The sequence below is a fragment of the Cutibacterium sp. LaCa_255 genome (assembly GCF_057458005.1).
Window position 1 is genome coordinate 395,536 of the sequence record NZ_CP190956.1, and the last position, 21,780, is coordinate 417,315.

The 21,780-nt window shown below is 64.2% G+C and carries 21 protein-coding genes; 15 read left to right on the forward strand and 6 right to left on the reverse strand.

All coding sequences use genetic code 11. The annotated features are described in order from the left end of the window. The first annotated feature begins 88 nt into the window (after window positions 1-88). From ACP8ML_RS01690 to ACP8ML_RS01755, 14 genes are all read left to right on the forward strand, one after another. Complete coding sequence (locus ACP8ML_RS01690; protein ID WP_117189022.1) at window positions 89-919, forward strand: sugar phosphate isomerase/epimerase family protein; 831 nt, start codon at window positions 89-91, stop codon at window positions 917-919. Window positions 920-978: 59 nt separating this feature from the next. Beyond that, window positions 979-1,875, forward strand: coding sequence for a proline dehydrogenase family protein (locus tag ACP8ML_RS01695; protein ID WP_117189020.1), 897 nt, complete (start codon window positions 979-981; stop codon window positions 1,873-1,875). Window positions 1,876-1,877: 2 nt separating this feature from the next. Continuing rightward, window positions 1,878-2,711 (forward strand): CPBP family intramembrane glutamic endopeptidase, encoded by an 834-nt coding sequence (locus ACP8ML_RS01700; protein ID WP_065674258.1) that lies wholly within the window; start codon window positions 1,878-1,880, stop codon window positions 2,709-2,711. 44 nt (window positions 2,712-2,755) lie between these two features. Next, a complete protein-coding gene (locus ACP8ML_RS01705; protein WP_486703006.1) occupies window positions 2,756-3,787 on the forward strand; it encodes an aspartate-semialdehyde dehydrogenase in 1,032 nt (343 codons plus the stop codon). Next, window positions 3,784-4,575 carry a pyrroline-5-carboxylate reductase gene (proC, locus tag ACP8ML_RS01710; RefSeq protein WP_065674260.1) on the forward strand — a complete coding sequence of 264 codons (792 nt, stop codon included), beginning with the start codon at window positions 3,784-3,786 and terminating at the stop codon, window positions 4,573-4,575. The genes ACP8ML_RS01705 and proC overlap by 4 nt, the downstream gene beginning before the upstream one ends. A 135-nt stretch (window positions 4,576-4,710) precedes the next feature. After that, the gene (locus ACP8ML_RS01715; RefSeq protein ID WP_002550589.1) at window positions 4,711-4,812 is read left to right on the forward strand and encodes a 30S ribosomal protein bS22; all 102 of its coding nucleotides are present in this window, start codon (window positions 4,711-4,713) and stop codon (window positions 4,810-4,812) included. A gap of 18 nt (window positions 4,813-4,830) precedes the next feature. After that, the gene (locus ACP8ML_RS01720) at window positions 4,831-5,175 is read left to right on the forward strand and encodes a glutaredoxin family protein (RefSeq protein WP_065674261.1); all 345 of its coding nucleotides are present in this window, start codon (window positions 4,831-4,833) and stop codon (window positions 5,173-5,175) included. Between the two features lie 123 nt (window positions 5,176-5,298). After that, on the forward strand, window positions 5,299-7,014 hold the full coding sequence (locus tag ACP8ML_RS01725; protein WP_065674262.1) for a bifunctional uroporphyrinogen-III C-methyltransferase/uroporphyrinogen-III synthase: 1,716 nt from the start codon (window positions 5,299-5,301) through the stop codon (window positions 7,012-7,014). Window positions 7,015-7,091: 77 nt separating this feature from the next. Then, window positions 7,092-7,760: a histidine phosphatase family protein gene (locus tag ACP8ML_RS01730; protein ID WP_065674263.1), complete on the forward strand. Its 669-nt coding sequence runs from the start codon at window positions 7,092-7,094 to the stop codon at window positions 7,758-7,760. Then, the gene (locus tag ACP8ML_RS01735) at window positions 7,757-8,326 is read left to right on the forward strand and encodes a TlpA family protein disulfide reductase (protein WP_065674264.1); all 570 of its coding nucleotides are present in this window, start codon (window positions 7,757-7,759) and stop codon (window positions 8,324-8,326) included. The genes ACP8ML_RS01730 and ACP8ML_RS01735 overlap by 4 nt, the downstream gene beginning before the upstream one ends. A 47-nt stretch (window positions 8,327-8,373) precedes the next feature. Further along, the gene (locus ACP8ML_RS01740; protein WP_065674291.1) at window positions 8,374-9,084 is read left to right on the forward strand and encodes a cytochrome c biogenesis CcdA family protein; all 711 of its coding nucleotides are present in this window, start codon (window positions 8,374-8,376) and stop codon (window positions 9,082-9,084) included. Next, window positions 9,084-10,685 carry a cytochrome c biogenesis protein ResB gene (resB, locus tag ACP8ML_RS01745; RefSeq protein ID WP_486703007.1) on the forward strand — a complete coding sequence of 534 codons (1,602 nt, stop codon included), beginning with the start codon at window positions 9,084-9,086 and terminating at the stop codon, window positions 10,683-10,685. Before ACP8ML_RS01740 ends, resB begins: the two co-directional genes overlap by 1 nt. Continuing rightward, a complete protein-coding gene (gene ccsB / locus ACP8ML_RS01750; RefSeq protein WP_063279224.1) occupies window positions 10,682-11,575 on the forward strand; it encodes a c-type cytochrome biogenesis protein CcsB in 894 nt (297 codons plus the stop codon). Before resB ends, ccsB begins: the two co-directional genes overlap by 4 nt. Beyond that, on the forward strand, window positions 11,562-13,025 hold the full coding sequence (locus ACP8ML_RS01755) for a GerMN domain-containing protein (RefSeq protein ID WP_284950732.1): 1,464 nt from the start codon (window positions 11,562-11,564) through the stop codon (window positions 13,023-13,025). Before ccsB ends, ACP8ML_RS01755 begins: the two co-directional genes overlap by 14 nt. Window positions 13,026-13,028: 3 nt before the next feature. Here the strand turns inward: ACP8ML_RS01755 and ACP8ML_RS01760 are convergent, their stop codons facing one another. The 4 genes from ACP8ML_RS01760 to ACP8ML_RS01775 all read right to left on the reverse strand — a co-directional run bounded on the left by ACP8ML_RS01760 (window position 13,029) and on the right by ACP8ML_RS01775 (window position 17,893). Continuing rightward, window positions 13,029-13,823 carry an SDR family NAD(P)-dependent oxidoreductase gene (locus tag ACP8ML_RS01760; RefSeq protein ID WP_252908285.1) on the reverse strand — a complete coding sequence of 265 codons (795 nt, stop codon included), beginning with the start codon at window positions 13,821-13,823 and terminating at the stop codon, window positions 13,029-13,031. Between the two features lie 23 nt (window positions 13,824-13,846). Then, on the reverse strand, window positions 13,847-15,370 hold the full coding sequence (gene ilvA, locus ACP8ML_RS01765; protein ID WP_486703008.1) for a threonine ammonia-lyase, biosynthetic: 1,524 nt from the start codon (window positions 15,368-15,370) through the stop codon (window positions 13,847-13,849). An 11-nt stretch (window positions 15,371-15,381) separates the two neighbouring features. Beyond that, entirely contained in the window at window positions 15,382-17,259 is a 1,878-nt protein-coding gene (ilvD, locus tag ACP8ML_RS01770) for a dihydroxy-acid dehydratase (RefSeq protein WP_486703009.1), read from the reverse strand. 190 nt (window positions 17,260-17,449) lie between these two features. After that, window positions 17,450-17,893, reverse strand: a complete 444-nt coding sequence (locus ACP8ML_RS01775) for a hypothetical protein (protein WP_065674292.1) — start codon at window positions 17,891-17,893, stop codon at window positions 17,450-17,452. A 578-nt stretch (window positions 17,894-18,471) separates the two neighbouring features. On the opposite strand from ACP8ML_RS01775, the gene ACP8ML_RS01780 reads away from it, so the two are divergent. Beyond that, on the forward strand, window positions 18,472-19,872 hold the full coding sequence (locus tag ACP8ML_RS01780; RefSeq protein ID WP_138237469.1) for a mycothione reductase: 1,401 nt from the start codon (window positions 18,472-18,474) through the stop codon (window positions 19,870-19,872). Between the two features lie 116 nt (window positions 19,873-19,988). Here the strand turns inward: ACP8ML_RS01780 and ACP8ML_RS01785 are convergent, their stop codons facing one another. Together ACP8ML_RS01785 and ACP8ML_RS01790 are read right to left on the reverse strand one after the other, a co-directional pair. Beyond that, window positions 19,989-20,759, reverse strand: a complete 771-nt coding sequence (locus ACP8ML_RS01785; RefSeq protein ID WP_016666947.1) for a class I SAM-dependent methyltransferase — start codon at window positions 20,757-20,759, stop codon at window positions 19,989-19,991. Beyond that, window positions 20,756-21,775 (reverse strand): ABC transporter substrate-binding protein, encoded by a 1,020-nt coding sequence (locus ACP8ML_RS01790; RefSeq protein ID WP_455768623.1) that lies wholly within the window; start codon window positions 21,773-21,775, stop codon window positions 20,756-20,758. The genes ACP8ML_RS01785 and ACP8ML_RS01790 overlap by 4 nt, the downstream gene beginning before the upstream one ends. Between the last annotated feature and the right edge of the window lie 5 nt (window positions 21,776-21,780).

Here is a 21,780-nt window from a genome sequence, read left to right on the forward strand (position 1 = left end):
GTCGACCCCGACAAGGTAGGTTGAGCGTGTGCCTGACAGTGCCGGACCTGACAAACCCTCGACCACGGCTGCTTCCAGTGCTCCCCGCGTGACGTTGTCGACGACCTCGGTCTATCCCGAGTCGACGGTCGATGCCTTCGCCCGCGCCAAGGCCATTGGTTATGACGGGGTGGAACTCATGGTCGGCATCGACCCGGTTGCCGCTGATGTCGACCGAATCGTCGACTTGTCGGCAGAACACGACGTCAAGGTGTGGTCGATTCACGCTCCATGCCTGCTCGTCACTCCGAATGTGTGGGGAGGCGACTCCTGGGGCAAGCTCGACAAGGCCGCCGAGGCTGCAGGACGACTTGGCTCCGAGCTCATCGTTGTCCATCCGCCCTTCCGCTGGCAGCGCGACTATGCGAGCCAGTTCGAGGAAGGCATCGCCGAGCTCAACGAGAAATACGCCCCACTGGTTTTTGCCGTGGAGAACATGTACCCGTGGCGTACCCCGGCGGGCCGTTTCGCCGCATACCTGCCGGGATTCGACCCCACCAAACTCAGCTACGACCACCTCGTCCTGGACCTCTCCCACGCCGCCACGGCCCAGATGGACTCGCGAAAGCTCGTGGACCTGTGGGGGCCGCGACTGCGTCACATCCACCTCACCGACGGTTCGGGCACCTTCAAGGACGAGCATCTTCTGCCCGGCCGGGGAAATCAGCATGCCTGGGAGGTCGTCGAGCGTGCCGTGGCCGGCGGGTTCAACGGTGACATCGTCCTCGAGGTCAACACCCGTAAGCTCTCCGGGCAGGGAGCTGGGCAAGGTGCCCGGTTCGAGGCGCTCTCCGAAGTCCTGATGCAGACCCGTATGGCCGTTGACCGTGGCATCTTCGCGCGTCGTGACATCGAGGCGCAGCAGGAGGCCCATCAGTGACCGAGAATCGACACGATTTCCGTGGCGGGGCTCTGCTTGCATCGGGTCGACGTCTAGCGATGCAACTGGCGATGGATCCGACCATTGCCGACGAGGTTTCCCAGTCACGTTTGGCCCGTGAGATCGCCGCGACCTATGTCGCTGGTGAGGACGTCGGGACAGCCATCGAAAAGGCTGCCGACCAGGTGTTCAAGGGTCTGGACGTCAGCCTGCATCCCCTCGCCCCCGCCGCCGTCGACGTCGCCCAGGCTCGCCGGGCGACAGTCGGGCTGTGCGAAGTGATCGAGAGGCTCGGTGCCGATCCGGCGTTTGGTGGCCACAGCGAGGTCTCCATCAGCCTCGCGGCTCTGGGACTGCGAGTTGACGACGAGCTCGCCCGGGAAAACGCCAGGCAGATCTGCGATATCGCTCGCGACAACCACGTCGCCGTGACGGTGGACGACGAGGGCCCGGACATCCATGATCGTTCCCACCGCATCGGCATGGACCTGCTGGAGGACTACGAGAACACCGGCATCGTCATCCAGGCGGCCCGCCACGATTCCCTCACCCAGGTGAGGGAACTGGCCGCTCCGGGGAGGCGCATCAGGCTGTGCAAGGGTTCCTACACTGGCCCTCGTTCGGTCACCCTGATCCATCCCCATGACGTCGATCTGAGGATGGCGGCATGCCTGCGTGCCCTCATGACCGGCCCCTCGACGGTGATGCTGGCCAGCCATGATCCGGTCTTCGTCGCCCTCGGCGAGCAGCTCATGGCTAGTTTGGATCGACCCCTGGAATTTCAGATGCTGCAAGGAATTCGTCCCCTCGAGCAGCGCAGGCTGGTGGACATTGGCCACCGGGTGAGGGTTTATCTGCCCTATGGACATGATTGGTACCGGTACTGCACTCGACGGATCGTCGAGAGACCGGGCAATATTTGGCTGTTCGGAAGGTCGCTGGTGGAGAGGCGTTGACGATGTGGAATGGCACGAGCACCGTCTCCCCTCGCCGGTGCCTGGACGAAACCCCTCGCCGGGGAATCATAGGGGACCACTGGGCGGATCGGCGCCTGCTGTGGGAGACGATTTTCCTCCTGGCCGTCAGCCTGGGGCAGTCCGCGTGGTACTCAATTCTGCGAATGATCGAGAGACTCACCCGCGGTGTGCCGATGGATCAACAGACCTCGAAGCTCAACTCATCGGTGACCCCCGGGCGTCCCTGGCTTGATCTGCTCTACCAGTTATCTGACATCGTCTTCGGTGTCGCACCGGCCCTGCTGGCTCTGCTACTGCTCGCCCAGGTCAAGCCCCCTCGCAAGGGTGTTCGTCACGCCCTCGGTCTGCAAGGGCCGGGGTGGGGACAGGATGTCGGCGCCGGAGCGATTCTGGCCGTCATCATTGGCATTCCCGGGCTTGGTTTCTACCTCGCCGCTCGCGCACTGGGGCTGAACACGACGGTTCAGGCCTCCCAACTGCAGCATGTGTGGTGGATGGTCCCGGTACTCATCGGTCTGGCCCTCATGAATGCGGTCCTGGAGGAGACCGTCATGGTCGGCTACCTGTTCACGCGGTGGCGTCAGATCGGGTGGTCGACGACGATGGTCATCGTCGTCTCGGCCGTCATTCGCGGCACCTATCACCTGTACCAGGGCTGGGGTGGTTTCCTCGGCAACATCATCATGGGTCTTTTCCTGGGATGGGTCTTCTCCAAGAGACGTCGACTTCTGCCCCTCATCGTGGCCCACGTCTTCCTCGACATCGGCTCCTTCATCGGATACGCCTATCTGGTCGGTCACGTCAGCTGGTTGTGAGTCCATTCGGACACTGCGCGGACCTGTCGTGGCATGCCCCTACCATGGGCGGCATGAAGCTTGGAGTCTTCGGAGCCACTGGACAGGTCGGTCGGGTCATGCGCACCTTGCTGGCGGAGCGTCATTTCCCAGCTGACGACGTGAGGTTCTTCGCCTCTGCCCGTTCGGCCGGCCAGAAGTTGCCATGGGAAGACGGTGAGGTCGTCGTCGAGGACACTGCGACGGCTGATTTCTCAGGCCTTGATATCGCGATCTTCTCCGCGGGTGGCGGTACCTCTCGCGAGTTCGCCCCCAAGGTGGCTGCTGCCGGGGCCGTCGTCATCGACAACTCCTCGGCCTGGCGACGCGACCCTGACGTCCCGTTGGTCGTCAGCGAGGTCAACCCGGAGGACATCGCCAAGCGTCCCAAGGGGATCATCGCCAACCCGAACTGCACGACGATGGCGGCCATGCCGGTGCTCAAGCCGCTTCATGACGCTGCCGGACTGACCCGCCTCGTCGTGGCCACCTATCAGGCGGTCTCCGGATCGGGCGTCGCCGGAGTGCGCGCCCTCACCGAGCAGACCGCAGCCATCGACGGCCCCTCTGCCCTGGCCCTGGACGGACGGGGAGTACCGGTCGATGATTTCGGGCCCTACGTCGCGCCGATCGCCTTCAACGCCGTCCCGGTCGCTGGCAACTTCGTTGATGACGGAACCGGCGAGACCGACGAGGAGCAGAAGCTGCGCAACGAGTCGCGCAAGATCCTCCATATCCCGGATCTGCTGGTCGCCGGAACCTGCGTGCGGGTGCCGGTGTACAGCGGCCACGGGCTGGTGGTGCACGCGGAATTCCGTGACGATCTGAGCCCCGAGAAGGCTACCGAGCTGTTGGTGAAGGCTCCGGGTGTCAAGGTCGTCGACGTCCCGGATCCTCGCTCTGCCGCCGGAACCGATCCGTCCCTGGTCGGGCGTATCCGTCCTGATCAGTCCGCCCCGGCAGGCAGGGGGCTGGTGTTCTTCTGTTCCGCGGACAACCTGCGAAAAGGTGCCGCCCTCAATGCCGTGCAACTGGCCGAACTGGTGGCTGCCGAATGAGCGGGAAGGTTGCGGTTCTGGGCTGCGGGACGATGGCCGGAGCCCTCATCGGTGGGCTCATCGACGCCGACACGATCAAGGCTGACGATGTCGTGGCGACGGCGCGGTCGGAGTCCCATCGCGAGGAGATCGCCAGGGCTCTGGGCGTGAAGACGACGGCGGTCAACGCCCAGGCTGCCCGTGACGCTGACCTCGTCATTCTCGGCGTCAAGCCCTATGCGGCCGCCGGAGTGCTGGAGGAGGTCGCGGATTCCCTCAAGGATGACGCGATCATCATCTCCATCGCCGCCGGTGTCACCACCGAGAAGTTGCTCGCTGCCTGGCAGGGCAATGTCGTCCGCGTCATGCCCAACACCCCCGTCCGAGTGGGCAAGGGCGCGTTTATCGTCAGCCCTGCGCCAGGTGCTGAGAAGGCCGGCGAGAAGATCGTCGAGATCTTGGGGACGGTCGGGAGGGTCGTCGAGGTGCCCGAGAAACTGCATGATGCCGCCATGGCCGTGTCGGGCTCCGGCCCGGCCTACGTCTTCCTGGTGGCCGAGGCAATGATTGACGCTGCCGTCGCCATGGGACTGCCGCGCGACCAGGCGAGCCAGCTCACCGTCGCCACCCTGGCCGGCTCGGCCGAGCTGTTGTCCGGAGGCGAGCACCCGGCGGTGCTGCGTTCCGAGGTGACGAGCCCCGGCGGGACCACCGCGGCGGCCCTGGCTGAGTTGGAAGCTGGGGGGCTGCGCGCCACTTTCGCCGATGCGATGATGGCATGTCGAGACCGTGCGGCGGGCGTGTCCTGACGGGTCAGCGCGGCGTTTTTGGCTCGATTGCAGATCACAGCGTAAAGTAATCCTTTGTCCGCCTTGTCGGTGGGCCGAGAACTTCGCACCCACCCGGGTGCACCAAACTTCCAGTTCCAACGAAAGAGGTTGACCGTGGGATCCGTGATCAAGAAGCGTCGCAAGCGCATGGCGAAGAAGAAGCACCGCAAGCTGCTCAAGAAGACGCGTATTCAGCGTCGTCGCGCCGGCAAGTGACGCTTCGGGCGGTTGTGCATGTGGCGACGACATCGGCATGACACGACTGCCCCTCGCTGCGGTGAATCACGGCCCCTCGACCCGCCGGTCGAGGGGCGCGTCGTTGTTGTCACCCGCCAGGGGTGTCATCTGTGCGATGAGGCCATCGAACTCGTTGCACAGATGAGAGAGGATCACCGCGATCTCGTGCCCGAACCGACGATCGTCGACGTCGACACCGATGAGGACCTACGCTCCCGCTGGGGCGACCACGTCCCGGTCACCTTCGTCGACGGCACCCTCATTGCCTACTGGACCCTTGACGCCGACACGTTCATGTCGGCCTTATGTGATGGCCCCACTCTTCCGGCGGTGCTGCCCTGACAGTCGGAACGTCCAGCGGGCGGGCAGGTTTGCACGTTGCCCCGCAGACCAGCACTATTGACCTCAATGCCCAATGTTGGAGCACACCGCCCGGCATGGCGGCAGACACCGGAAGGACTCCAGATGACTGACGAGGCTCTCCAGCCGATGCCACAGTCGGCCGGTGATCTGGGCACCGCGTCGGCCCAGGCCAGGGTGCAGTTCGTGGGCACTGGCCCAGGAGATCCGAATTTGTTGACCCTGGGGGCCGTCGATGCCATCAATCGCGCCCAGGTCATCGTCATTTCGTGCCCGGGACACCGCATTCTGCTCGGCAACGACTTCCTGGAGCTCCATTCCGACGTCAGGATCGTCTCGGCTGGTAGCCCCGACGAAGAGGCAGCCGTCCTGCCCAGCCAGCCTGGAACGGGGGCACCTACCCCGGTCAAGGTCGCGGAGCACTGCGCCGACGTCACCGCCACCATCATTGATGCGGCCTCCCAGGGACTTGAGGTCGTCCGTCTCGTTAGCGGGGACCCATTCCTCGATGGCGACATCGGCGCCGAGGCCGCTGCCGTGGCCCGCGCCGACCATGATGTCGACGTCGTCCCCGGTGTCACCGGGATGACGGCAGTTCCGGAGTACGCCGGTCTGGCCCTCCATGGCCATGACGTCCAGCTCATCGGTGACGCCGCCTGTCAGCGAGACATCGCGGGCAGGGGATCGACCTGGTCGGCCAACGGACTCGTCGTCGTCAACACTTCGGCCGGCCGGATCAAGGAGGTCGTCAAGCATGCGATGGCCTCTGGTCGCAGCGAGGACGAGCCGGCAGCCCTCATCTGCCACGGCGCAACGACCCAGCAGACCACCCACACCACCACCCTCGGCGAGCTGCCGCAGACCGCCAAGTCCGCTCGGCTAACCGACGCCGAGCTGATTCACATTGCCATCGGCAAGGTCGTCGAGGCTCCGGAGCGCGAACAGCTTGACTGGTACGAGTCCAAGCCGCTGTTCGGCTGGAGGATCCTCATCCCGCGCACTCGCGACCACTCCGCGACCCTGCCCTCACGTCTGCAGAGCTACGGCGCTCACTCCCTCGACGTCCCGACGATCTCGATGGAACCTCCGCGCACCCCGCAGCAAATGGACAAGGCCATCCGCGGTCTCGTCGAGGGACGCTACGAGTGGGTTGTCTTCACCTCCGCCAATGCCGTGCGGGCCGTCTCCGAGAAGCTGGAGCAGATCGGTTTGGACGCCCGCGCTTATTCGGGTCTGCGCATCGCCGCCATCTTCGAGTCGACGATCAACGCCCTGGCCGAGTGGGGAGTGCGACCTGACTTGGTGCCGTCCGGGGAGCAGTCCACCCGCGCCCTGGCCGCAGTATTCCCGGCCTTCGACGAGGCCCTTGACCCCATCAACCGGGTCTTCGTGCCGCGTGCCGACATCGCCACCGAGTCCCTGTCGGCCGACCTGTCCGAACTGGGCTGGGAGGTCGAGGATGTCGTCGGATACCGCACTGTTCGTGCCGCCCCGCCGCCAGCCGAGACACGCGAGGCCATCAAGACCGGCAAGTTCGACGCCGTCGTCTTCACCTCTTCGACGACGGTGCGCAACCTCGTCGGTATCGCCGGTAAGCCGCACAAGCACACCGTCGTCGCTGCCGTGGGCATGCGCACTGCCGAGACCTGCCGGGAGCACGGTCTGACGGTCGACGTCATCGCCCCGGAACCGACTGCGTTGAGCCTTGCTGACGCCCTCGCCGATTTCGCCGCGAAGCGTCGTGACGACATGGTCGCCAAGGGCCTGCCGGTCGTTCGGCCTTCCCAGCGCAAGCGTCGGGGCCGTCACCCATCACGCTGACGCTGACACAGCCCTATGACGTAGGGTCATGGGCAGAGGCGGGCTCTGCGACCCGCGAGGTATCGGAAGGGGAGACGATGGGCGCCACGACGACCGTCCACCTGCTGCGCCACGGTGAGGTCGACAACCCGACCGGGGTCTTGTACGGGTGTATGCCCGGATACCACCTGTCACCACTGGGACGACGAATGGCCGCCCGCGCTGCCGAGCATTTCGCTGGTGTTGAGTTGTCCGCCCTGGTGAGCTCCCCGCTGGAGCGCGCCCGGGAGACGATGGCCCCCATCGCCGCTGTGCACCCAGAGCTCGAGGTGCGTGTCGATTCCGACGTCATCGAGGCGGCCAATGTCTTCGAGGGGCAGGTCTTCGGCAAGGGCAACAAGGCTTTGCGCAATCCTCGTAACTGGCGTCATCTGTCGAACCCGTTCACCCCAAGCTGGGGAGAGCCCTACGTCGAGATCGCCGAGCGAATGACCCGGGCGATCATGCGTGCCGCCGAGGAGATTCCTGAGGGCGGACAGGCCCTCATCGTCTCCCATCAGCTGCCGATCTGGATTGCCCGTTGCGCAGCCGAGGGGCGACGTCTTCCCCACGATCCGCGTTCCCGTCAGTGCACCCTCGCCTCCGTGACGAGTTTCGGTGTGCTCGACGGTCGCATCGTGCGCGTCGATTACTGCGAACCGGCTCGCGACCTCATCCCGGCCAAGGATCGTCGGGCCAACATCTCCGCAGGTGGTGCACGGGAGTGAGGACTCGGCTCATCACCGTCCTCGCGGCGACAACCCTCATGGTGACCGGGGTCTCGGCGTGCTCGTCGACCTCAGCCAGTGACGACAAGGGATTTGCGGCCGGTGACGGATCCTGGTCGAGGGTTCCGGCCGACAAACGTGAGCCTGCCCCCGTCCTCACCGGCAAGGACCTGGACGGCAAGGAGATCAGCACCGCTGACGCCAAGGGCAAGGTCATCGTCCTCAATGTGTGGGGATCATGGTGCGCCCCTTGCCGTCACGAGGCCCCAGCCCTGGTGAAGGCCGCCGGTCGCACCAAGGATGTCGCCGTCTTTTACGGCATCAACACCCGAGACCTGGATCCAGGTCCGGCTCAGGCCTTCTCCCGAGCCTTCGACGTCACGTACCCGAGCTTCTACGACCCGGACGGGGCGATGCTTCTCAAGTTCAGCGAGCTGCCTCCCAAGGCCATCCCGTCCACCCTCGTCATCGACCGCAAGGGCCGTTCAGCCGCTCGATTCCTGGGAGAAGTGAGCACCGCCACCCTCGTCCAGGCGATCAATGACGTTGCCAAGGAGAGTCAGTGACGCCCCTTGACCTGGGGTCCTGGGCCGCTGAAGCACTGACGGGATCAATGGCCGGAGCGATCCCGGTGGCGGTCTTCGCCGGTGTGTTGTCCTTCTTCTCACCGTGTGTCCTGCCCCTCGTCCCTGGCTACCTCAGCTATGTGACGGGTTTGGGCGCGGCTGACGTCATCGAGGGACGGCATCGCGCCCGCACCGTGGTGGGCACGATCCTCTTCGTCATCGGTTTCACCGTTGTCTTCGTCGCGACCGGCACGGTCATCGGTACCCTCGGTCGGACACTCATGGGTCATCGGCGAACCATTGAGATCATCGTCGGAGCTTTGACGATCCTGCTTGGCGCCATGTTCGCCGGCCTTGTACCGCTGGGACGACGCGAACTGCGGATCCATCGCCTTCCCCGAGCGGGACTGGCTGCTGCGCCGATCCTGGGAATCGTCTTCGGGCTGGGTTGGACCCCGTGCATCGGGCCGGCCCTCTCGGTGGTCTACGGACTGTCATTGACCCAAGGATCCGCTGTTCGTGGGGCAGTACTGGCCACTTGTTATTCGTTGGGGCTGGGTATCCCGTTCATCGCTGCCGCTGCGGCTCTGGTGTGGATTGGTCGCACGGTCGACGCGGTGCGTGCCCACCAACATGCCGTGCAGCGTGTCGGAGGAGTGCTCATGATGGCCATAGGCGTGCTGTTGGTCACCGGGTGGTGGGAGTCGATAATGGCGATGCTGAGAACCTGGGCGGCCAAGTTCGGGGCGGTGATCTGATGGGTGATTCCGTGAAGGACGCGAAAGTGACGGACTCGAGGAGCTCGACCTCGGCTCGTGGGAGCGGCGGACTCGGTTTCGGCGCATCCATGCGGTGGTTGTGGGGTCAGCTGACGAGCATGAGGACGGCCCTCATCCTGCTGTTCCTGCTGGCCTTGGCATCCATCCCGGGGTCGATGGTGCCGCAGACCGCAAACAGCGCGATCAAGGTCTCCGACTTTGCCGCCAACCACCCCGCCCTGGATCGTATCTACCGGCCGCTGGGGATGTACCACGTCTACACCTCGGTGTGGTTCTCGGCGATCTACCTGCTGCTGTTCATCAGCCTCATCGGCTGCATCATTCCGCGCATCATCAGTCACGTGAAGGCCTTGCGCCGGCAGCCTCCTCGCGTCCCCGCCAGGCTGGACCGGTTGGCAGCCCATGCCTCGACGACCACCTCTGATTCGGCCGAGGAGGTCGACAAGCGAGCCCGGGAGTGGTTGAAGGCCCGACGTTACCGGTTCGTCGTTGACGACGATGGCTCCATTCGTGCCGAGGCCGGCCGCCACCGCGAGACGGGCAACCTGATCTTCCACGGCTTCCTGGTTCTGCTGCTCGTTGGTGTCGGCTGGAATACCCTGTGGGGATTCAAGGGGACCTCGGTCGTCGTCGAGGGTCAGGGATTCTCCAACAACATCACCCAGTACGACGAGTTCAAGGCAGGGTCGATGGTCGACACCGACGATCTGGCCCCGTTCTCCATGAAGCTGCGCAAGTTCACAGCATCCTTCGAGACCGGCACGGTTCAGCGTGGTGCTGCTCGCAGCTTCGACGCCACCGTCGACTTCACCGTGGACGGCACGACCGAGACTCGAGACTTGCAGGTCAATCACCCGCTGCGGATCGGCTCGACCAAGGTCCATCTGCTGGGCCATGGCTACGCCGCAGACGTTCTCGTCCGCGACGGAAATGGCAAGGTCGCCTATTCGGGTCCTGTGGTCTTCCTGCCTCAGGACGGCAACTTCAAGTCCGTCGGTGTCATCAAGGCTCCCGACGCCCGCCCGGATCGTCTGGCCTTCCAGGGATTCTTCCTACCGACGGGCACGATCACGGCTGGTGGCCCGACCTCCCTCTTCCCAGACGCCCTCAACCCGCAGCTGTACCTGACCGCCTGGTACGGCAAACCGGCAGGCGAGACGGGTGTTCCGTCGAACATCTACACCCTCGACACGACCGGCATGACCCAGGTGACGAACGGCAAGGAGAAGTCCCGATTCGTGCTGTCGCCGGGGCAGGGATACAAGCTGCCCGACGGCAGAGGATCGATCCAGTTCAACGGCTGGCAGCGCTGGGCCAAGATCCAGGTGTCCCAGACCCCTGGTCTACCGCTGACCTTCCTGTCCGTGCTGCTCTCAGTGGCCGGTCTGTGCTTGAGTCTGTTCTCACGGTCGCGACGGGTGTGGATGAGAATGACGCCCGTCGAGGAGGGCTTGAAGGTGGAAATCGGTGGCCTGGACCGCAGTGACTCCCGATCCGGTGCGGTGGACGATGTAAACTCTCTGCTGGCTGCGGTACACGGAGATAGCATGTCAGGCGACATCAAGGAGGCCCAGTCGTGAGTGTGGAGAATCTGTCGGCCGTCGGTATCGTCACCGCGGCGGTGCTCTACATGCTTGCCTTCCTGGCTCACGTCGTGGAATGGGCCAGTGTGCGCGGGGTCGAGCACCCCAGCCACAAGGCGCGGTTGCGATCCGAGACGTGGGGGAGGATGGGCCTCAACCTCACCGTCCTGGGTGCCATCTGCGCGACCATCGGCGTCGTCTGCCGTGGTATCGCGGCACATCGGTTGCCCTGGGGCAACATGTACGAGTTCGTCACCTCGGCGCTGCTCTTCGTCGTCATCGCGTACCTCGTCCTCGTCGCCGTCCGTCAGGTTAGGTGGATGGGCATTGCCGTCACCCTGTTGCTGGCTGTTGGTAACGGCCTGGCAGCCACCGTGTTCTACGTGGCTGTCGCGCCGCTGGTCCCGGCCCTGCATTCGGTGTGGTTCGTCATCCACATTGTCGCGGCTTGTATTGCTGCTGCTGCGCTCAACGTCGGTGCCATTGCCTCGATCATGTATCTCATCTCGATGAACGCCCGGGCGAAGGCTGAGCGGACTGGAATTCCCGTCAGGGGATTGCTCGCCAAGCTTCCTTCCCCGGAGTCCATGGACACCCTGGCCTACCGTGCACATGCCATCGGCTTTCCGATCTGGACCTTCACCATCGCGGCCGGCTCAATCTGGGCTGACTACGCATGGGGTCGGTTCTGGGGATGGGATCCCAAGGAGACCTGGTCCCTGGTGACCTGGGTGGTCTACGCGGCCTACATGCACGCCCGCTCCACAGCCGGATGGCGCGGACGCCCGGCTGCCGTCATCGCGATCATCGGTGTGGCCTGTTTCTGGTTCAACTTCATCGGTGTCAACCTGATCTTCAACGGCTTGCATTCGTATGCCGGCATCTGACATGAAGGGTTCCTTCTCCGAATCCCACGATGATTGGCTTCCCCAGCTCTACCAAGAGAAGTGGGACGCCTTCGTCAGGTTGGCCACCCTGTTGCTGGCAGACCAGCGGGTGGCCGAGGCTGCCGTCATCGCAGCCTTTGTCACCAGTTACCGGCGCGATCCGCGGTTGCATTCCCACCAGCATGCCGTGTCGTATCTGCGCACCGCCGTCGTGAACAAGGCTAGGGGTCGACAACCGGCAGAACGAGACACAACTCCTCCCCAAGCCCCCGACGAGTTGGCGTACTGGTGTCTGCGGGGGCTGCCGGCCCGACAGCGTGAGGTGCTGGTCCTCAAATTCGCGACAGCAGATCTGTCAGACGACGAGATCGCCGAGACCCTGGGCATGAGCGTCAATGGCGTTCACAACAACGAGACGAAGGGTCTGACTGCCATCGGTGAGACGCTGCGGCCTGGTTCCCACACGAACCCCGGCCACGCCGATCCCAGGGTCGAGGCGGTCGTGCGCTCGGCCCTGGAAACCATCATGGAGTCGATCCGTCCGAACTCCGGCTATGACGCCATCACCTCTCAGATTTCCCGGAAACCGCGTCGTGGCCTTCCCGCCAACTGGATCGTCGCCCTGGCCTGTCTGGTGGCACTGGGACTTGGCATTCTGTCTCCCCTGCTGGGCTCGAATCACAATTCGACGACGAGTGATTCGGAGGCGGCACCGGCTGCCCGAACCCCGCAGGCCAGCGACCAGTCCCTGCCGACCGTTCAGACTGGGTTGGATGTCTTCTACCTGGGCCGTGACGACGGGCTCATCCACCGTGAGCTGCGTGACCTGCCGACCCTCGGCGACCTGTTGGGAACGGCAGTTGGGGCGGTTCTCAACGTCGCGCCCCTCGACCCGAATTACACATCCGGGTGGGCAGCTGGCCAGGTGAACCGGGCATCGGTCAAAGGAAAACGCATCACCATCGACCTGTCGGCATCCGCCTTCAGCCAGTTCAAGAATGGCGAACAGGTGCAAAGGGCCATCCAGCAGCTCGTCGTGACCGCCACGGCGGCCGTCGGTGACCGCACCGGTGACAAGTCGGTGCGCATCCTCGTTGATGGTTCGCCGAACCTGCCGATCATTGGCAAGCCCGCCACGGATTTTGTCGACGAAGGTCTTGCTCAGTGCGCCCGGGTGTGGGTCGACACGCCACAGGCCGGTGCCGATGTGTCGTCGGGCAAGATGACCATCAGTGGTTTCGCCCAGCCGACGGTTTCCGTCATGACATACGAAGTGAGATCTCCCAAGGGCGGTCACATGGTCACCAGCGGGCAGATCAACATCTCCGCCACCGACGGTGACAACTGGCGCCCGTGGAGCGCCACCGTCATCATGCCCAAGGGGGAATATGACGTGGTGATCCGGGAAGGGAACCGCATCGCTGACGAGAAGGTTGTGACGGCGAAGTAGCCGTCAGATCTTGAGGTACTTCTCCGCCTCAGTCATCACCAGACGCGGTGGCAGGTGTGGAGCCAACCGTGCGACGGCGCGGTTGATGAATCCGTCGATGGCGTAGGGACGATGACGGGCCAGAGCGTCGAAGGCAGTACGCACCACATCGTCGGGCTGACGACGCATTCCAGCTCCCATCCTCGGCACACCGGCGACGTCGAAGAATCCGGTCTCAGTCGGGCCAGGACAGACCGCCGTGACTCGCACCCCGGTGCCGTTGGTCTCGGCCCACAGCGCCTTCGTGAAGGACAGCACGAAAGACTTCGATGCCGCATAGGTGGCGAACTGGGGGATGGGCTGGAAGGCAGCGGTGGAGGCGACATTGATGATCGACCCCTGCTTGGCCGCGATCATGCCCGGCAGCAGCAGACCGCACAGATGGACGACGGCCTCACAGTTGACCTCCACCTGAGAGGTCTGACGAACCGGGTCGGTCTCGGCGATCCGGCCAGCTGCACCGAACCCAGCGTTGTTGATGAGGGTGTCGACGATGATGCCGCGCCCGGCGATGTCCTCCACCAGGGTCAACCGCTCGGATGCCGAGGCGATGTCGCAGGGACGGACGATGGTGCGGATCCCGTATCGGGTGGTGAGTTTGGTGGCAAGGTCGTCGAGGGCGTCTTGACGGCGTCCGGTCAGGACGAGGTTGGCTCCGCAGCTGGCCAGGTGACGGCTGAATGCCTGCCCCAGACCACCACTGGCCCCGCTCACCAGTGCCCACGGGCGTTCGTCGCGAGTCGCATCCTTCTCAGTCATGTCACAAGTCTTCCACGTAGCTCTCAACGCTCCCGGAGGAACATCTGATACGAGGGGGAGTCCGAGACGTCACTCCACGGGTACCCGATGTCGTCGAGGTGAGACGACAGGTCCGGGTCGTCAGCCGCACCCTCGAACCCGGCCAGCACGCGACCGGTGTCCATTGCGAAGGAACGGTAGTGGAACAGGGAGATGTTCCACCGGGTGCCCAGGGTGGTGAGGAAGTGGGTCAGTGCTCCTGGCGACTCGGGGAAGACGAAGGAGACGACCTTCTCCCCGACGGAACGTGACGGGTGCCCACCGACCATGTAACGGACATGGGTCTTGGCCGCCTCGTCGTCGGACAGATCGACGACTCGGTGTCCGGCACTGCTCAGGATCTCGACGATCTCGGAACGTTCGTTGCGATGGGCTAACTGCACGCCGACGAAGATGGCCGCGGAGTCGTCGTCAGCAAGTCGATAATTGAACTCGGTGACCATGCGGCCACCTAACAGTCGGCAGAAGTCCAGGAAGGCTCCCGGACGCTCGTCGATGATGACTCCGAACATCCCTTCGCGACGCCCACCGATCTCGGCGCGTTCTGCGATGTGACGCAGCGACCCGAAGTTGAGGTTCGCACCGCTGAGGACGGCGGCGAGCTGCTCTCCGTGGATGTCGTGGGCGCGGACGTACTTCTTGAGCCCGGCCAGCGCGACGGCACCGGCCGGCTCGGCGACGGCACGCACGTCGTCGAAGAGATCCTTGACGGCAGCACTGATCTCGTCGGAGTCGACGGTGACGACGTCGTCGAGATGGTCCTTGAGGATGCGGAAAGTCTCGTCACCGATCCGGGCAACGGCAACACCCTCGGCGAACAGCGAGACCCGATCCAGGGTGACGGGTTCACCGGCCTCCATTGCGGCTGCCAGACAAGCCGACTCAGCTGGCTCCACACCGATGATCTTGACTTGGGGCATGAGCTGCTTGACGAGGACGGCGATCCCTGCGGCAAGACCACCACCACCGACCGGTACGAAGATCCGGTTGACGTCCGCTGCGTCCTGGATGAGCTCCAGGCCGATGGTTCCCTGACCAGCGATGACCATCGGGTCGTCGAAGGGGGCGACGTAGGTCAGTCCCTCGTTCTCGGCCAGTTCGAGGGCATGAGCCTTGGCTTCGTCGAAGGAATCCCCGGCCAGGACCACCTCGCCGCCGAGCTGGCGCACCGCGTCAACCTTGATCGTCGGAGTGGGTCTCGGCATGACGATCTTGGCCTTGACTGCGAGCCGGGCACTCGAGAGGGCGACGCCCTGGGCGTGGTTGCCGGCCGACGCCGTCACCACCCCAGCGCGACGCTCCTCCTCGGTGAGGTTGCGCATCCGGTTGTAGGCGCCGCGGATCTTGAAGGAGTGGACTGCCTGACGGTCCTCCCTCTTCACCAGCACGGTATTGTCGAGGCGTTTGGAGACGCTGGGCATCGGTTCGAGCGGGGTCTTCTCGGCCACCTCGTAGACCGGTGCTCGCAGGACGGCTCGCAGATATTCCTGGTCACTCCTGACGGACACTGGCGATCCCCTCAGCCAGCCACCGGACGGACCTGGGACAGGTCGCGTACTCCACCGCGATCGGCGGAGGAGGCAAGCATCCCGTAGGCGCGCAGGGCGGTGGAAACGTGACGCGAACGGGGAGCGTGTGGCGTCCAAGCGTCGATTCCGCGGGCTTCCTCCTCCTCGCGACGACGGGCCAGCTCGGAGTCATCGACGTCAAGGCTGATGGTGCGGTTGGGGATGTCGATGCTGATGGTGTCCCCGTCGCGGGCCAGGCCGATGAGACCACCGGAGGCGGCCTCGGGGGAGACGTGACTGATTGACAGGCCCGACGTGCCACCGGAGAACCGGCCGTCGGTGAGCAGGGCGCATTCCCTGCCTAGGTGCATCGACTTCAGGTAGCTCGTCGGGTACAACATCTCCTGCATACCGGGGCCACCCTTGGGGCCCTCGTGGCGGATGATGACGACGTCCCCGGCCCTGACCTCCTTGCCCAGGATGCCGGTGACGGCGTCGTCTTGGGACTCGTAGACGACGGCAGGCCCCGAGAAGGTGAGGATTGACTCGTCGACGCCGGCGGTCTTGACGATGCAGCCGCGCTCGGCGATGTTGCCGAACAGCACTGCCAGGCCGCCGTCGGCGGAGTAGGCGTGCGCGATGTCGCGGATGCAGCCGTTCGTACGGTCGGTGTCGAGGCTCTCCCAGCGCGAGGACTGGGAGAACATCTCGGTGGTGCGCACCCCGCCCGGGGCGGCCGCATAGAGCGTGCGGACGTCCTCGCCGGGGGCGGACATGAGGTCGTGACTGGCAATCTCGACGGCCATCGTCGTCGGGCTGCCGTCGGGGGACCACACCGTCGAGGTGGCGGTGTCGAGCAGGCCGCCACGATCCAGCTCGGCGAGGATGCTGAGCACACCGCCGGCGCGGTGGACGTCCTCCACGTGGAACACGGTGGTCGACGGCGCCACCTTGCACAGGTGGGGAACCTTGCGTGACAGGGAGTCGATGTCAGCCATGGTGAAGTCGACCTCGCCCTCCTGGGCGGCGGCCAGCAGGTGCAGGACGGTGTTCGTCGAACCTCCCATCGCGATGTCAAGGCTCATGGCGTTGTTGAACGCCGCCTTGGTGGCGATGGAGCGTGGGAGGACGGAGGCGTCGTCCTCGTCGTACCAGCGCTTGGCCAGGGAGACGACGGTGCGTCCGGCTGTCTTGAAGAGTTTGCGACGATCCGAGTGGGTGGCCAACAGGGAACCGTTGCCGGGCAGGGAGAGGCCGAGGGCCTCCGTCAGGCAGTTCATCGAGTTGGCGGTGAACATGCCCGAACACGACCCGCAGGTCGGGCAGGCATTGGCCTCCATGATCTCGACGTCGGAGTCGGCCGCGGTCTCGTCACCGGCGGCGATCATGGCGTCGATGAGGTCGAGCTTGTGCTCCCCGTCGGTCAAAGTCGCCTTCCCAGCCTCCATCGGGCCACCGGAGACGAAGATGGTCGGGATGTTGAGGCGCATGGCGGCCATCAACATGCCGGGGGTGATCTTGTCGCAGTTGGAGATGCACACGAGGGCGTCGGCACAGTGAGCGTTGACCATGTACTCCACGGAGTCGGCGATGAGCTCACGGCTGGGCAGGGAGTAGAGCATGCCGTCGTGGCCCATGGCGATGCCGTCGTCGACGGCAATGGTGTTGAACTCCTTGGGGACGCCACCGGCGGCGCGGACCTGCTCGGCGACGATCTTGCCGACGTCACGCAGTCCGACGTGTCCGGGGACGAACTGGGTGAAGGAGTTCGCGATCGCCACGATGGGATGTCCGAATTCATCGTCCTTGGTACCGGTGGCACGCCAGAGAGCGCGGGCTCCGGCCATGGCGCGTCCGGTGGTGCTGGTGGCGGATCTCAGCGTGGGCATCGTGTTCCCCCTCGGCAATTGCGTACACATGACGGCGCCCTCCATCCGGAAGTGGAAGGAGGGCGCGCGGTTGGATTCCGGTGCGTGGTCAGACCGCGCGCCGGGTAATGAGACTCCAACCGTTCATCATGGGTGTGACGCTAGCAGTGATCAGAAAGATGAAACGCCGGCCCATATCCTGAGACGCTGCTCAGGGGTGCAGGTGCGCCATGAACGGCATGATCGGTGTGAGCAGACCGGTGCTCATCCAGAACATACCGAAGGCCATCGCGAAATCAGCCAGGCCGGAGAGGCGAATCGCCAGTGGCTCGGTGGCCACCACATGGCAGGTGGGAACCTTGCGTGGATTCTCGGCCTTGCCGCTGATGGCTCGACACAGGCCGGCAATGGCCAGGGCCAGCAGGGCGACCATGAGAGGGATCCCGACGACGGCGAAGTCATGCATCGCGGTATTCATGGCCGTCTGCATTCCATGGTCCATGCTGCCGTTCATACCGTGGCCCATGCCGCCATGGTTCATGCCGTGATCCATTCCGCCGTGATTCATGGTTCCCATGCCGGAGTGCTTGGACGCCGTCATGACGGAGGACATCTTGCGCATCGCGGCGAGGTGCCAGGCCATCGCGGCGAACATGGCGGCATGACCCCATGACGACCACGAGGACCGCCAGGCGGCCATGAAGACCATCCAGGCCGTACAGATGGCGAAGATGACGACCGGGGTGGTTGGTCCGCCAATGGCGGAGACGAGGGGTTTCCACCATGACTTGGGCACCATGAGGATCATGGTGACCGCCATCACGACGTGGACCCATGTGGAGATCTTCGTGACGACGGTGGGCGCCTTGATAGCGTCCCGCACCGACCACACGAGTGACCATGCAAAGAGGATGAGAAGCCCGACGAAGGTGATGGGCGTTGAGGTGAGGGTGAACATTCCGCTCCTGGGTTGGGATCCGGCATCGTGCCGAATCGCGGCATGTCACCGGACCCGCAGGGGAGTCAGTGGGCAGCCCCGGGGTGGGTTCTACGAACATGTCCCCGAGGGGACGGGACCGCGGGGGATGGTCCGGTGAATCCGGCGGATCCTGGGTGCGGTCTGGCGATCACCATACATGCCAGATGCGAGAATCAGGGATCCGTAAGGTTGTCATGTGACGCCGGCGGCGGGTTGAGGCGATCTGTCATAGCTCGGGATGACAGACTGGGGGTATGGAGCACTACGACATCGTCGTCATTGGTTCGGGCTCAGGAAACACGATCCTGGACGAGGAATTTGCCGACCGACGCGCCGCCATCATCGACTCGGGCACTTTCGGGGGTACCTGCCTCAATGTCGGCTGCATACCGACGAAGATGTTCGTGCTCCCGGCGGACCTTGCGACCTCGCCGTCCGAGGCAGCCAAGCTGGGGGTCAGGCTGCAGTTCCGCGGGGCATCCTTCACCTCCATTCGTGACCGAATCTTCGGACGCATTGATCCCATTTCTCGAAGTGGGCTTGAGTACCGCCAGGGGCTGGAGAACATCGACGTCTACACCGACGAGGCGAAGTTCGTCGATCCCCACACCATCGAGGTCGGGGACACTCGCATCACTGCGGACCAGATCGTCCTGGCGGCAGGGTCGCGCCCGCGTGTCCCTGATGTCCTCGGTCTCGACGACCCGAGCCTGGCGGGGTCGATCCACACCTCCGACACCATCATGAGGTTGGAGGAGTTGCCCCACCGTCTGGTGATTCTCGGTGGTGGATTCATTGCCGCCGAGTTCGCCCACATCTTCTCCGCGCTGGGATCCAGCGTCACTGTCATCAATCGGTCCGGGAGGATGCTGCGTCATGAGGACCAGGAGATCTCGCAGCGGTTCACCGATCAGATTGGTCACCGCGTGAGGCTGCGGATGTCCGAGGGCTTGGTGGGCATCGATCGTGATCCGGGTGGTCACCTCGTGGTCTTGACGGTTGACGGTGACGGGGTCGACTACGACTATCCGGCCGACGTCGTCCTCAATGCCATGGGTCGGGTGCCCAACGGTGACCGTCTCAACCTTCCGGCTGCCGGGGTTGACGTCGATGACGATGGATTCGTGGTCGTCGATGAGCACCAGCGGACCAATATCGAACACATCTGGGCCCTCGGCGACGTCTGCTCGCACTGGGAGCTCAAGCACGTCGCCAACCACGAGGCCCGAGTGGTGCGCCACAATCTGCTACACCCTGATGACCTGGCCAGTTCTGATCATCGATTCGTGCCTCATGCGGTGTTCTCGAACCCGCAGGTCGCCTCGGTGGGTGCGAGCGAACAGAGTCTGTTGCAGTCCGAGATCCCGTACACCAAGTACGTCCAGGAGTACGCGGACGTCGCCTATGGCTGGGCGATGGAGGACGAGGGACACTGTGTCAAGCTGTTGGGTGACCCGGGGACGAGGACGCTGCTGGGCGCCCACATCATCGGTCCGCAGGCATCGACCCTCATCCAGACCTGCATTCAGGGGATGAGCGCCGGCCAGACGGTCGGGGAGATGGCGCGGGGACAGTACTGGATACACCCGGCACTGCCTGAGGTCGTGGAGAACGCCCTGCTTGGCCTTGACGAGGAGTTTGACCGAATCGAGTGATGCTGGGGTGACATTGGGGGCGGTTCTTGGTCAACCCTGGGATGGGAGCGAGGGCGACAGTAACCCTTGATCAGAGCAGAACGGTGGGCGGGGGGTACCCCCGCCCATCTCCAGCGTCACATCGGCATCCGTCCCATCAGGATCCGGTCGTCGAACCACTGCCAGACCTGAGCAGTCTCGGTGAATCCGGCCGCGCGCATCGAGGCGAGATGGAACTCGGCGCTGACCTTCCGAGAGATGTCCTTGTCCGCCCAACGGCGTCGGAACTCCTCGGCCTCGGACTCCCATCCAGGCATGGCCAAGGCTGCGTCCCACCATTCCTGCCAGGACATTGCCCCGTCGTCTCGCATCTGAGCCTCGGTGCGGTCTCGTTCTGCCGGGGCCAATTCAGCCAGGAAAGGCTCAGTGGCCTTGTCGAAGAAGAGATGATCGGCATTGAGCAGGATCCCGCCAGGGGTCAGCACCGAGGCGATGTCCTGGTGCACCCTCGTCAACTCATCGGGCTCGAACCAGTGCAGGGCCGTCGCGCTGACAGCGGCATCAAAGGGTTCCTCAGCCCACCGGGCCGCCCATCCGGGCTCCCGTAGGTCGACATCGACGATCTCAATTCGATCCGGGTGTGGCGTCGTCTCGCGGAACAACCGCATGAGCACCGGGTCGCGATCGATCCCCACACAGCTGGCGTCACCAAATCTCTGTGTGACGGCGTTTGACAAGGATCCAGGTCCACAGCACACGTCGAGGACGCGCAATGGGTGGTCGAGTTTCTTGGCCAGCCCGGCCAGGATGTCCATCATGCAGCGGGTGCGATTCTCGCGGAACTCGATGTACATCTTCTGCTGGGCGTCCCATGCCTGTAGAAGTTGTCGTGGTGTCAGTGAGGTCACTTTTCCGCCATGAGCTCGTGCAGCTTCTCGACGCCCGTGATGGACGACGGGGACGGTGGATCAATCAGAGAGAACGGCAGCACGACAACGTGACCATTCTTGACGGCGTCGAGTTCCTTGGCTCCCTTGAAGCCGAGGAATGTTGACTCAACCTTCGAGGCATCTCCGGTACCGGCAAGTAGCACTATCCATTTCGGGTTCTTGTGCAACACGTCCTCCATGGAGGCGTCGAAGACGCGTTTGGAGTTGTTGCCGTAGAGGTTCTTCAATCCGTTCGCGTCCAGAATGGGCTGAACCATGCTGGACGATCCGTAGGTGTAGAACTCGGTGCTACCAGGAGTGATGTACAGGGCAGCTGCACCGTCCTTGGTACCCGATCCTGCCTGGGACTCGATCTTCTTGATCTTGCCCTCGAGGTTTTTGTTGACCTCCTTGGCCTTGTCCGCGACGTTGAAGATGTTTCCGATTTTCGTCACCTCCTGGGTGACGAGGGAGAAGGTGGCCGGTGATGCGGGAGCCTTGTCAGGACACATGGCGTCAGGGCTGTACGTCTTGACTCCGGCCTTGCGCAGAGCTGCGCGGTCGACGCCGGTGTCGTAGCCGATGACCAGATCCGCATGCTGGTTGAGGATGGTCTCGGTGGACACCTTCGCGCCGCCGGTGTCGAGCTCCTGGGAGGCGATCTGCGGAATGGCCTTGATCTTGGCAAGCGTGCCGGCGTCAAAGGCGTCTTCCTTGATCTGCCCGGCGCGACCAATGACGTGGTCAAGTACGCCGAGGGCAGCCATGGTCGAGGCATCGATGTCTCCCAGCATGATGACCCGCTTGGGGGAATCGGTGAAGCTGAGCTTCTCGGTGCAGCTCAAGACCGTCCTGGGCAGTGCCGAGGACGCCGAGGCCGACGGAGAGGACTTATCGGTTGAGGAACCAGCGCAGGCGCTCATGGACAGGGCGCACAGTCCCGCGAGGGTTGCCGCCGCTGCGCGAGTCGTGCGGCGGGTGCGGAGGGCTGACATGGTGT